Annotated in this window: 12 protein-coding genes; 5 read left to right on the top strand and 7 right to left on the bottom strand. The window is 63.3% G+C overall.

The genetic code is table 11. The annotated features are described in order from the left end of the window. Nucleotides 1–61: 61 nt before the first annotated feature. A complete protein-coding gene (gene asnB / locus H0241_RS11410) occupies nucleotides 62–1,930 on the top strand; it encodes an asparagine synthase (glutamine-hydrolyzing) (RefSeq protein ID WP_181057510.1) in 1,869 nt (622 codons plus the stop codon). A gap of 223 nt (nucleotides 1,931–2,153) precedes the next feature. Continuing rightward, complete coding sequence (locus H0241_RS11405; protein ID WP_181057509.1) at nucleotides 2,154–3,797, top strand: MFS transporter; 1,644 nt, start codon at nucleotides 2,154–2,156, stop codon at nucleotides 3,795–3,797. A 25-nt stretch (nucleotides 3,798–3,822) separates the two neighbouring features. On the opposite strand, the gene H0241_RS11400 is transcribed toward H0241_RS11405, so the two are convergent. From H0241_RS11400 to H0241_RS11370, 7 genes are all read right to left on the bottom strand, one after another. Then, nucleotides 3,823–4,179, bottom strand: a complete 357-nt coding sequence (locus H0241_RS11400; protein WP_181057508.1) for a cupin domain-containing protein — start codon at nucleotides 4,177–4,179, stop codon at nucleotides 3,823–3,825. A 72-nt stretch (nucleotides 4,180–4,251) separates the two neighbouring features. After that, a complete protein-coding gene (locus H0241_RS11395; protein ID WP_181057507.1) occupies nucleotides 4,252–5,637 on the bottom strand; it encodes an NAD(P)/FAD-dependent oxidoreductase in 1,386 nt (461 codons plus the stop codon). A gap of 21 nt (nucleotides 5,638–5,658) precedes the next feature. Continuing rightward, nucleotides 5,659–6,774, bottom strand: a complete 1,116-nt coding sequence (locus tag H0241_RS11390; RefSeq protein ID WP_181057506.1) for an ABC transporter ATP-binding protein — start codon at nucleotides 6,772–6,774, stop codon at nucleotides 5,659–5,661. After that, nucleotides 6,771–7,568: an ABC transporter permease gene (locus tag H0241_RS11385; RefSeq protein WP_181057505.1), complete on the bottom strand. Its 798-nt coding sequence runs from the start codon at nucleotides 7,566–7,568 to the stop codon at nucleotides 6,771–6,773. The genes H0241_RS11390 and H0241_RS11385 overlap by 4 nt, the downstream gene beginning before the upstream one ends. After that, nucleotides 7,568–8,440: an ABC transporter permease gene (locus tag H0241_RS11380; RefSeq protein ID WP_181057504.1), complete on the bottom strand. Its 873-nt coding sequence runs from the start codon at nucleotides 8,438–8,440 to the stop codon at nucleotides 7,568–7,570. The genes H0241_RS11385 and H0241_RS11380 overlap by 1 nt, the downstream gene beginning before the upstream one ends. A 22-nt stretch (nucleotides 8,441–8,462) precedes the next feature. Further along, complete coding sequence (locus H0241_RS11375; protein ID WP_181057503.1) at nucleotides 8,463–9,539, bottom strand: extracellular solute-binding protein; 1,077 nt, start codon at nucleotides 9,537–9,539, stop codon at nucleotides 8,463–8,465. Nucleotides 9,540–9,579: 40 nt separating this feature from the next. Beyond that, nucleotides 9,580–10,233 carry a helix-turn-helix domain-containing protein gene (locus H0241_RS11370; RefSeq protein WP_181057502.1) on the bottom strand — a complete coding sequence of 218 codons (654 nt, stop codon included), beginning with the start codon at nucleotides 10,231–10,233 and terminating at the stop codon, nucleotides 9,580–9,582. 286 nt (nucleotides 10,234–10,519) lie between these two features. Here H0241_RS11370 and H0241_RS11365 point away from each other — a divergent pair, with 286 nt between their 5' ends. The 3 genes from H0241_RS11365 to H0241_RS11355 all read left to right on the top strand — a co-directional run bounded on the left by H0241_RS11365 (nucleotide 10,520) and on the right by H0241_RS11355 (nucleotide 12,204). Further along, nucleotides 10,520–11,035, top strand: coding sequence for a DUF488 domain-containing protein (locus H0241_RS11365; RefSeq protein WP_181057501.1), 516 nt, complete (start codon nucleotides 10,520–10,522; stop codon nucleotides 11,033–11,035). Nucleotides 11,036–11,210: 175 nt separating this feature from the next. Then, nucleotides 11,211–11,753, top strand: a complete 543-nt coding sequence (locus H0241_RS11360) for a hypothetical protein (RefSeq protein WP_235984229.1) — start codon at nucleotides 11,211–11,213, stop codon at nucleotides 11,751–11,753. A 52-nt stretch (nucleotides 11,754–11,805) separates the two neighbouring features. Continuing rightward, complete coding sequence (locus H0241_RS11355; RefSeq protein WP_235984228.1) at nucleotides 11,806–12,204, top strand: hypothetical protein; 399 nt, start codon at nucleotides 11,806–11,808, stop codon at nucleotides 12,202–12,204. The last annotated feature ends 40 nt before the right edge of the window (nucleotides 12,205–12,244 follow it).

The following is a 12,244-nucleotide window of genomic DNA, read 5'->3' as shown; positions in this document are numbered from 1 at the left end:
CAGGCGGCTGTGTTACGGCTAGATTGCGAGTCATGACCCAGGCAGCATCGACCGGCAGGCCATGTGCGGAATAGCCGGCGTCTGGCGTAAACGAAACCCGATCGACGCCAACGACCTGTCGGATGTCATCCGCATGATGCAGGCGCTGGTGCATCGCGGCCCCGACGATCGTGACAGCTGGAGCAACAATCGGCTGGCCCTCGGGCATCGCCGGCTGACCATCATCGACCCCTCGCCCGCCGCCCGCGAACCGATGCTGACCGCATCCGGTCAGGGCGTCCTCGTCTACAATGGCGAGGTCTACAATTACCGGTCGCTGCGCGAGACGCTGCAGGCGCAAGGTGTCGTCTTTCGCACCGTCAGCGATGCCGAAGTGGTTCTCGAAGCCTTGCATCACTGGGGCCCCGAAAAGGCTGTGCCGCTGTTCGACGGCATGTTTTCCTTCGCCTATTTCGACGCCCGCAACAATGCGCTGTGGCTTGCCCGCGATCGCCTCGGCATCAAGCCGATGTCGGTGGCCGACATGCCGGAGCGAATCCTGTTCGCGTCCGAGGACAAGGCGATCCTCGCCTGCAACGGTTTTCCGCGCGACATCGATAGCCGCGAGATGACCTTGCGGCTGGCTTGGCAGAGCCGCGATTCCAGCTACAGCCTGTTCGACCGCATCGAGCGCTTGCCGCCCGCCGGCCTATGGAAGATCACCGATGGCGGCATCGAGAAGCGCCGCTTCTGGCATGTGCTGGACGTGCTGGAGACCGCGCGCATCACCGGCGACGGATCCTCCGATGCAGAACACATGGCGACGCTCGAGGCATTGCTCAAGGACAGTGTCGGACTTCACTGCATCGCCGATACCAACGTCGCCACAGCGTGCAGCAGCGGCGTCGATTCCGGTCTGATCACGGCGCTGGCGAAGCCGTTCAGACCGGAGATCCATGGTTATGTCGTCGACCCGCAGCTCGGCCGCAGCGAGGCCGAAGACGCCGAACGCACCGGCCGCCATGTCGGCGTGCCCTTGCGCCGGGTGCCGGTCGACAGGGACCGGTTTTTCGAACTTTGGCCAAGAGTAATCTGGCATCTGGAAAGCGATGGCTGGCATGCCAGCCATGTCGGGCTGCTGGCGCTTGCCGAACAGTGCCGGGCCGACGGCGTCAAGGTGCTGCTGACCGGTGAAGGCGCTGACGAATTGTTCGGCGGCTACCCCCTGCAGGCCTTGAGCATGAAGAAGTGGCGCTCCTGGTCGTGGCCCCGGCGTCTGTTGCATTCGAAACGCTCGCTCGACCGGAGATTCGAACAACAGCGCCGCGCCCCCTACAAGCTCTCGGTTGGCGGCCACTCACAAATGGAGCGCAGCATGGTCCTGCGTGCTTTGTCGCCGGAGCTGAATTTCCTGCAGACCGAGATATTCGACCGCCTGGAGCCGGTGACGCCGCCCGCCGATCGCGCCTTTCTCGGCAGCTGCCTCTATGACCTCTATTCGCATCTGCAGGACATCCTGCACCGGCACGACCGGCTGAGCATGGCGGCGTCCGTGGAGCTCCGGGTCCCGTTCCTGGAGAACCGCCTGATCGACTTCGCGATCCATTTGCCGAGGTGGCACAAATATCGCGACAAAACAGGAAAATGGCTTTTGCGGAAGGTCGCGCAAAAGCATATTCCGCGCCAGAACGTCCAGGCGCGCAAGATCGGCTTCGAGATGTCGTCCGAATTTTCGGCCGGTACGGAGACTTTGCTGCGCGGCGGCTTCCTGCGTGATGCCATGAAGTGGCCCACAGCCAGCGTGGAGGACTTGATCCAGCTCGCGCGGCGCGAGGAACCGTCCAGGCTGCGGCTCGTCGGCATGGAACTTTTCCTGCGCCTTCACGCCGGCGGCGAGACGACAGGCACGCTGACCGAAGCCCTGCATGCCGCCGCCCGGGACAGAAGCTGACTTTGCCCCCGGCCGATACCCCGGCGCGGTGGACCAACGAGAACATCGCCCTGGGTAGCGAACCCTTGCCGGCTGACGTATTTTCGCCTTGCTATCCTGTTGTTGGACCATGATCTTTTTTGAACAGGCGTTCGCCCTTTTGGACGTCGTGCTCTAATTCAAACAGTTGCCATGATTGTCGTCCGGACGGACGAGACCAGCGCGTGAAGGTGGGACAGGTCTGATGATCGATGACGAGCCGGACAGCGAACGCGTCTCGGCGCTGGCGCCGTTCCGGCACGGCATCTTTCGCGCGGTCTGGTCGGCCAGCCTGGTGTCGAATTTCGGTGGCCTGATCCAGGGCGTCGGCGCCGCCTGGATGATGACCACCATCGCCACCTCGCCCTACCAGGTGGCGCTGGTCCAGGCCTCGACCACTTTGCCGATCATGCTGTTTGCACTTGTAGCCGGCGCCATCGCCGACAGCTTCAACCGGCGCAAGGTGATGCTGATCGCCCAGGTTTTCATGCTGGTCGTCTCTGCACTTCTAACGCTGTTCACCTGGAACGGCTGGATGACGCCGTGGACGCTGCTGGCCTTCACCTTCCTGATCGACAGCGGCACGGCGCTCAACAACCCGTCCTGGCAGGCGTCGGTCGGCGACATGGTGCCGCGCAACAAGCTGCCCGCGGCCGTCGCGCTGAATTCCCTCGGCTTCAACCTGACGCGCAGCGTCGGTCCCGCGATCGGCGGCATCATCGTTGCCGCCGCCGGTGCGGCCGCTGCCTTTGCCGCCAACGCGCTGAGCTATATCGGCCTTATCTTCGTGCTCTTTCGCTGGAAGCCGGAGCTGCCGGTCTCGACCCTGCCGCGCGAAACGCTGGGCGCTGCGATGGGCGCCGGCCTGCGCTATGTCGCCATGTCACCCAATATCGGCAAGGTGCTGGTCAGGGGCTCGGCCTTCGGCTTCAGCGCCGGCGCGGTGCTGGCGCTTTTGCCACTGGTGGCGCGCGACGTCGTCAAGGGCGATGCCCTGACCTACGGCATCATGCTCGGCGCCTTCGGAATCGGCGCCGTCGGCGGCGCGCTGATCAGCGTGCGGTTGCGGCAATTGCTGTCCAGCGAGACGATGGTGCGCATGGCCTTCGCCGGCTTCGCCGTCTGCGCCTTCAACGCCGCAATCAGCCACAATGCCTGGCAGACCGCGGCGGGTCTGCTCATCGGCGGCGCCTGCTGGGTGATCGCGCTGTCGCATTTCAACGTCACCGTGCAGATGTCGACGCCGCGCTGGGTCGTCGGCCGAGTGCTTTCAGTCTACCAGACAGCGACCTTCGGCGGCATTGCGCTGGGCAGTTGGGTGTGGGGCGTCGTTGCCGATGCGCATGGCGCCGAAACCGCGCTGATTGCGGCCGCCATCGCGATGCTTGTCGGCGGCGCCATCGGCCTGCTCCTGCCCTTGCCGCAGCAGGCCGCGCTCAACCTCGATCCGCTCAACCGCTTCAAGGAACCGCATCTCGGCCTCGACCTCAAGCCACGCAGCGGTCCGATCGCGATCATGATCGAGTATGTCATTCGCGACGAGGACGTGCCCGAATTCCTCGCCACCATGGCCGAGCGTGGCCGCATCCGCCGCCGCGACGGTGCCCGCAACTGGACGCTGGCGCGCGACCTCGAAAATCCATCCGTCTGGATCGAGCACTACCACACGCCGACTTGGCTGGAGTACATCCGCCACAACCGGCGCGCCACGCATGCCGACGCCGTCGTCGGCGAGCGGGTGCGGGCGCTGCACAGCGGCGACGAACCGCCGCGCGTGCGCCGCCTGATCGAGCGGCCGACGACCGCCGGCACCGCGCTGGTCTCGCCGAAGGGCCCGATCGACCACTGATTTCGTCTGAGCCGGGCAGCGTCCCTCAGCCGACGCTCTGGATCATGTAGAGCTTGCGCGTGGTCTCGCGTATCCGCCACTCGCCTTTCCAGCCCCGCGGCAGGACCAGCAGATCGCCCGGACCGAGTTCGCGCACCTCACCATCGATGCGGCTCAGTTCCACGCGCCCGGAAATGATGTGGCAGATCTCCGACGAGTCCGAACGATCGGCGGTGAAGCGGCCGGGCGTGCACTCCCAGATGCCGATGTCGACGGTTCCGTCCGGCGACTGGAAGAACGAGCGCACGGCCTCGAGCTGATCCCCTTCTATGCAGGTCGGCTTGGGTGAGAATATGCCGATCTCGGCCTTGGCGAGATCGTGGAAGGTCGAAAGGTCGATCAAGTCGGACTCCGTCAATCAGAGCAATTCCAGGGAGCGGTTTCCCCCTAGGAATTGCGTGAAAACAAAATGGCGTCAGTGGCCTGTGATGCTGTCAGCGATCGCGGCCAGCTTCGATGTGTGCGCAAGGCCTGCAGCCTCACGTCGATCGGCGACGCTGTAGAGCTGGTACATCGAATGCACGCCCAACCAGCGGAAGGGCTCCGGCTCCCACGGCCTGACCTTGCGATTGACCCAGGGCAGCTGCGTCAGTTCGGTGTTTGCGCCGAGAACAAGATCGGCCAGCGTGCGCCCCGAAAGGTTGGAACTCGATACGCCGAGCCCGACATAGCCACCGGCCCAGCCGATGCGGGTCGCGGGATCGAGGCCGACCGTGGTGCACCAGTCGCGCGGCACGCCGAGCACCCCGCACCAGGCGTGGTCGATGCGGCATCCCTTGGTCTGCGGCAGCAGCGTCGTCAGGATCGTGTGCAACTGGTCGATCGTCGCCTGCTGCGTCTGGCCGTTGATGTCAGTGCGCGAGCCGTAGCGGTAAGGCACGCCACGCCCGCCCATGGTGATGCGGCCCTCACGCGTGCGCTGCGCATAGCAATAGGCATGCGCCGCATTGCCAAGCAGTTCGTGCCCTTCCCAGCCAATGTCGCGCCACAGTTCCGGCGACAGCGGCTCGGTCACGATCTGCGCGCTGTTGAGCGCCAGCCAGGTCCGCTCTTCGCCGGGGATGCCGGCGGTAAACCCTTCTGTCGCGCGGATGATCGTCTCGGCCCGGACCTTGCCACGGTCTGTCGTCACGCTGCCCTTGGCGATGCTGGTCACCATCGTCTTCTCGTAGATCGGCACGCCCAGACGCTCGACGGCTTCGGCCAGTCCGCGCACCAGCTTGGCCGGCTGCACCCGCGCCTGGCCGTGCACGACGAAACCACCCATGACATTGCGGATGTTGATGCGCGCACGCGCCTCGGTGGCGTCCAGCATCTCGACGCGGTTCGGATCGAAATCCCACGAGCGGATCGTCTCGCATTCCTCGCGCACGCGCTCCAACTGTGCCGGGTTGGTGGCCACCGTCAGATTGTCGACGCGACGAATGTCGGCGTCGATGCCTTCCTCGCTCGCCACCCGGATCACTTCGTCGACGCAACCTGCCATCGCTGCCTGCATCGCCATCACGCCTTGCCGGCTCGATGTCTTGAGATACTTTTCGCGCGACCAGCTGAAGCCGCCCGACAGCCAGCCGCCATTGCGGCCCGAAGCGCCGAAGCCGGCGAACTCGCGCTCGATGATGACGACGCGCAGCGACGGTTTCGCCTTCTTCAGATAGTAGGCGGTCCACAGGCCGGTATAGCCGGCGCCGACAATGGCGACATCGGCCTCGATGTCGCCGGGCAAGGGCGGCCGCGGCGCCGGAACCGCCCCCAGATCCGCATACCAGAACGATATGTCGCCGTTGCGCTTGGCTTGCATGGAAATGACTTTCAGATCGGATCAGGTAAGGGTGGTGTCGGCCGTGCTGTCGTCGGCCAGCAGCTTGGCATCGGTGCCGTCGAAGCAAAGTTCGACCTTGTCGCCGAGGCCAAAGCTTTCGCCGGTCAGCGCTGAACGCACGATCGCGCCGGAGCCGTCGGCGAGCTTCACCTCGTATTTCGATTCCGAGCCGAGATAGATCGCCTCGGCGATCGTCCCCGACAGCCGGTTGGCGCCATTGGCGGCATTTTGGCCGGGCCGGCATAAGCTGAGCTTTTCGGGGCGCAGCAGCATCACCGGGCTCGCTTCGCCCGCAAGCCGCCGCGGCGCCGTCACCGTCTCGCCGGCGATGCTCAGCGCAGTGCTGTTGCCGTCGCTGCGCGCTTGCCCGCGCAGCACGGTGGAATCGCCGATGAAGCGGCCGACGAACAGCGTTGCCGGCTCGTCATAGAGCTGGCGGCCGGTGCCGACCTGCTCGATGCGCCCGCGGTTGAACACCGCGATGCGGTCCGACAGCACCAGCGCCTCTTCCTGGTCGTGCGTGACATAGACGAAGGTGGTGCCAAGTTCACGGTGGATGCGCTTGATCTCGAGCTGCAGCCATTCGCGCAGCTTCTTGTCGAGCGCGCCGAGCGGCTCGTCCATGAGGAGCAGCGGTGGGTCGAAGACGATGGCGCGGGCCAGCGCCACGCGCTGCTGCTGCCCGCCCGACAATTCGCTGGGATAGCGATGCGCGAAATCGCCCATCTTGACCATGTCGAGCGCTCTTGCCACGCGCGCCTGCCGCGTCGCCTGGTCGATGCCGCGCAGCGTCAGCGGATAGGCGACGTTGCGGCCGACGCTCATATGCGGGAACAGCGCATAGTGCTGGAAGACGACGCCGATGTTGCGCTTGTGCGCCGGCACGCCGACGACGCTTTTTTCCCCGACCAGCAGCTTGCCGCTGGTCACATCGGTGAAGCCGGCAATCACGTTCAGCGTCGTCGTCTTGCCGGAGCCGCTGGGCCCGAGCAGCGTCATGAACTCGCCGGGCTCGATGCGCAGCGACACGCCATCCAGCGCCTTGAAGCCGCCATAGGCCTTGCTGATCGATTCCAGATCGATTGCCGCGCCCTTGCTCGCCTGCACCGGATTCATTGGCGTCCTTTCCGCTCGCGGCCAAGAAGAAGCATGCCGCCGCCGATCAGGATCGTGGTGGCGAACAAAAGGATTGTGCCGACGGCCGCGACCGTCGGGTCGGCGTCGCGCGTGATGGAAGCAAAAATCTGTACCGGCAATGTCTTGAGATAGGGATTGGTGATGAACAGCGACACGACGATCTCGTCGAAGGAGGTGGCGAAGGCGAAGAGCATGCCGGACGCCACGCCGGGCGCAATCAGCGGCAGCGTCACCGTGCGGAACGTGGTGAGCGCGCCGGCGCCGAGGCTCGCGGCGGCCGTCTCCAGCCGCCTGTCGAACACTTCGAGACTGGCCGAGACGGCGATCAGCACGAAGGGCAGCGCAAGGATGGTGTGGGCAAGCACGAAACCGAGCAGCGTGCCGACAAGCTGCGTGTCGAGATAGACGGCGTAGATGCCGATGGCCAGCACCACGCCCGGAACCACCATCGGCGTCAGCATCAGCATGCGCAACAGGTTCGCCGGCCGCGCCTTCATGCGGTCGAGGCCGAAGGCGGCAAGCGTGCCGAGCACCGTTGCCAGCACGGCCACGATCGAGGCGACCTTCAGCGAATTGAGGAAGCTGTTCGACCAATCCGGATTGGTGGCGAAATTCTCGTACCACTGCCAGGAGAAGCCTTGCGGCGGAAACGCCAGCGACTTGTTCTCGTTGAACGACATCGGCACCACGACCAGCGTCGGCGCCACCAGCCATATCGCCACCAGCAGGCAGACGAGGCCGAGAAGAACGCGAGTGAGCGGCTTCATCTCCATCAGCGCCGCCCCGCTTCCCGGTGCCTGGACCGCATAACCGGTGCAGCCAGCGCCAACAACACAAAGGTGGTGACCAGCAGCACCACGCCCATGGCGCCGCCCCTGCCCCATTGCAGCAGGCTCAGCACCTGCGTCTGCACCAGCGTCGACAGCATGGTCGAGCGCGGCCCGCCGAGCAAAGCCGGCGTGATGTAGAAACCGAGCGACAGGATGAAGACGATGATCGCGCCGGCATAGACGCCGGGCAGCGACAACGGCAGATACACGGTGAAGAACGCTCGGGAAGGTCGTGCGCCTAAACTTTGCGCCGCCCGCATCAGCCTGAGGTCGATGCCTTGCATCACCGAATAGAGCGGCAGGATCATGAACGGCAACAGCACCTGCGCCATGCCGATGACCACGCCCGTCTGGGTGCGGATCAGCTTGACGCCGCTGAACCCGGCCGAGCGCAGCAGCGAATTGATGACGCCGGAATCCTGCAGCAGGATGACCCAGGACAGCGTGCGCACCACGCCGCTCACCCAGAACGGGATCAGCACACAAAGCACCAGCACGAGCCGGACGCGCGGCCCGACCGCGGTCATAAGATAGGCATAGGGATAGGCCGCGATGACGCAGACCAGCGTCACCCAGGCCGAGATGGTGAAGGTTCGCTGCAGCACTGTCAGGTTCACCGGCGCGCCGAAGAACCAGGCATAGTTCTGCAGACCCCATTCAGGTTCCGACAGGCTGCGCAGCACGATGGTGAGCAGCGGATATCCGATCACCGCGATGAGCAGGATGATCGCCGGCGCCGTGAGCGCGAACGGCCGCCATGCCCGTCCCGGCCGCGCATCGGCGGCGGGTTGGGCGATGGGGTCGGACGCGCTCACGGTCTGCCTCTCACGCGCTTGTTCAGTTGCCGGCCATCAGCGCCGCCCACTTCTCCTGCGCCACTGCAAAGTTCGGGACCCAGAACTTGAAGTTCTGCTTGTAGCCCTGCTTTTGGCGCTCGGGCGTGTTGGTCAGGAAGGCGGCGACCGACGCATCGACCTTCGGCTGCGCGTCGTTGTTGATCGGTGTATAGGAGGTTTGCTGTGCCAGGATCTCCTGCGCCCCCTTGCCGAGATAGGCATTGAGCAGCGCATAGGATGCGTCCGTATCCTTGACGCCGACCGGGATGGTCATCTGGTCCATCACCACAAGCCAATCCTGCCAGGCCGGCGTATATTTGGCGCCGTTCTTCACCGCCGTCATGGCGCGGCCCGTCCACATCATCAGCATGTCGGCCTCGCCGGACTCGGCAAGCTGCTGCGATTCCGCGCCGGTCTTCCAGAAAATGGTATCGGGGCCGAGTTTGCGGACCACGTCGATGGCCTTGTCGATATCAGCCACCGTCATCGCCTTCGGGTCGCCGCCGGCAACCTTGAACGCCTGTTCGAGCAAGCCGCCGGTCGGGCTGCCGGAGCCGTCGATCCCGCGCACGCCGGGGAATTTCTCCGTGTCGAAGAAGTCGGCCCAACTCTTGGGCGGATTATCCTTGTACTTCTCGGTGTTGTACATCAGCACGACGCCGTAGTTCATCGCCGGCACCGAGCATTCGCCGACCTGGCCTTCCGGGATTTTCGAGACGTCAAGCTTCGTCATATCCAGCTTCTGGAACAGCTTGCCGCAATAGACGTAAGGCGGCAGGTCGTCGGTATCGACGACGTCCCAGGTGACGTTGCCGGATTCGACCTGCGCCTGCAGCTTGGCGATCTCGGTCGGCCCGTCATTGAGCAGCGTGACGCCGGACTTTTCGACGAACTCCTTCAGCGCGGCCGCCTGGCCATCCTGGTAGATGCCGCCATAGGAAACCAGCGTCAGCGTCTTGCCCTTGAGCGAGCCTTCCTTGACCTCGCCCGCCACCGGCTTTTCCTGCGCCATCGCGGCCGTTGCCAGAACGCCAAGCGCCAGCACGGCGCTGAGATACAAAGCTTTTGTTTTCAGCATGATTGTCATTCTCCCATTTGTGGCCCGCATTGGCATGAACCTACCTGGCTGCGAGCGGTTTCCAGGCCGTGTATTGATCGAGTTCGGCGCGCACCGACGTCGGCGGCGCGATGATCCACATCACCTCGGCCCGGCCACTGCCGATGTTTTCGGTGCGATGCGGGGTCGAGGTCGTGTATTCGACGCTGTCGCCCTCTTCGAGCACATGACGCGCCTCGCCGAGCGAGACCTCGACAATGCCGCGCAGCACGACCAGCATCTCGTGCGCGTCGCCATGCGTGTAGAGCGCGGGTCCGGTCGAACCGCCAAGGTCGAACTCGCCGATATAGACTTCCATGTCGCTCAAGGGAGGACGCGAGAGCAGCATCTTGCGGCAGCCGTCGCTGGGCGGCAGGCTCGGCCGCTCGCTGCGCCGCAGCACCCCATGCTGCCCGGCCGCACTGTCCTCGAACAGCATCGCCACGCTCACCCCCAGCGCCGAGGCCATCTGGTTCAGCGAAGCCGTGCTGGCGCCGGTCAGGCCGCGTTCGAGCTGGCTGATGAAGCTGGCGCTGGTTCCGGTCATCTCGGCGAGCTCGCGCAGCGAAAGCCGGCGGCCGAGGCGCAGGCTCTTCAGCCGCTGGCCCAGCATCTGATGGGCATGCGTCACTGTCGAGGCGACGCCGTTCTTGACCGGAGCCTGGTCGCTGCTCATCCCGTCTTTTTCTCCCACTGAACAATTTGTACAGTGACACTGTACAGCTGGCAAGCGCTGAGTGATGGGGAATTTGAGGTGCCGGCAAAGCACTGCGGCGCGCGTCGAACGGCACAGTTCGGGCAGTAACAGGTCGCACCCGCGCTGGTCATGACGAAACGTAAGGGCGACCTGAAACGTTTTCTTCAGGGGCACGTGAAACAATCTGTGACACCATGCGTGATTGCCTCAGATCGACGCGGGCTCCAAATGCAAGTAATCGAGACACCGAGGTTGAGGAATCGCAATGAGCGTCGTCTACACGATTGGATACGAAGGGACGGACATCGAACGCTTTGTCGCGACCTTAAAAGCAGTGGGCATAGAACGTCTCGCAGACGTCCGCGCGGTTGCCCTTTCACGCAAGAAAGGGTTTTCCAAGAAGTCTCTGTCGGCTCGACTAGAAGCAGAAGGCATTGAGTATTTGCATTTCATTACTCTCGGCGATCCAAAGCCGGGAAGAGACGCCGCACGTGCGGGGTTTTTCGACAAGTTCCGTGCTATATACTCAGCACACCTTGATTCTGACGATACTCAATCGTCCCTCAAGGAGCTGGTGGCCGTGGCGGGGGAAAAGCCTACGTGTCTGCTATGCTTCGAACGCGATCCGGTGACCTGTCACAGGTCCATCGTCGCGGAGGCCATGACGGAGTCGGCGGAGTTCGAGGTTTGCAATCTTTACGGAGACAACCCCGAACGCTATGTCCGTAACGCCCCAAGACTGCCGCGTTACCATCCTCGTGAAGGCGCTGCCGCAGCCTAGCAAGCTATATGGTGAAACTGTTTGCTGCGCGGGTATAACGCCCGATGGGAAATGGAAGCGTCTCTACCCTATCCGGTTTCGACACCTCTCCGGTGAAACCAGTTTCAAACGATGGGACCAAATTCGATTTCGTTATTCGACACCTCGCCGAGACAAGCGCGAGGAAAGCTGTCACGTGCATGAGGACAGTATCGAAATTCTTGGCGAGCTTCCACGCAAGGAGCGGTCCCGAGCGTTCGATCCACTGATCCTGCCCTCTGTTGCCGAAGCAGCGCGTCGCGGTCAATCTCTGGCATTGATTCGGCCAATCGAGCCGAAGTTCCAATGGAAACGAAAGTCCGAGGCTGCGATGGCAGAGGAGCGTGAGGCCTACGCCAAGGCCGCACGTCAGGGATCGTTGCTTGACAAGGAATTGGAGGCCTTAGAACCCACCCCGTACGAGTTCAAGTTCAGGTTCCGGGACGAGGAAGCTGAGCACACCTATGTGAACGGTGATTGGGAAGCACATGCCATGTTCTATAACAGTGTCCGTAGCGGTAAATCCGAGGCAGACGTGCTTAGTTGGATGGACCGGACATTCAACGTTGAATACCCATCAAGGGGTATGGCGTTTGCCGTGGGAAACCAGGCGAAGCGCCCGCAAACTTGGCAGCTTCTCGGCGTACTTCGGCTTGACGAGCTTTCGGAGACAGAGAAAGCGCAAGGGAACTTGTTCTGATACTCCCTCCAGTTTTTCGCAAGCGTGCGAATGAAACCTTCAAGGACTCAGAATGACCAAACTTCCGTTGCCACCACTTCGTCGCGTTCCGGAGGCCCTCAAGAAGGAATTGGAGGAATATCGGAAGGCTCACCCGACGCCCATGTCGCCGTGCGTGGATCAGACTGAAGCCGAGATCGAAGCCTACTACCGCACCGTCCTATTGGGCATGAACGCAGTCGTCCGAAATACACAGGGCCACGGTCTCGTTTATCACGTCGCTGAAGTCGACGGGACCAATCCAGCGCGAGGGCGTGTCTACGTGAAAGGTCACGGAGCGTTCTACATGAAGCACGGCAAGAACTGTTTTCACCCTACAGGACAGATCAGCTTGGTAGTGCCAACCGAGGAAGTGCTCCAATGGGCGAAGAAACATCCCAGAGGAGAGATGAGATATACAATCTTCCGGTAACGATCCATGGGAGCGCCATCCATAGTCCATAAGTCTCCTG

Origin of the sequence: Mesorhizobium neociceri (assembly GCF_013520985.1) — a bacterium.
Classification (GTDB): Bacteria; Pseudomonadota; Alphaproteobacteria; order Rhizobiales; family Rhizobiaceae; genus Mesorhizobium; species Mesorhizobium neociceri.
This window is presented reverse-complemented; position numbering and strand designations above follow the sequence as displayed.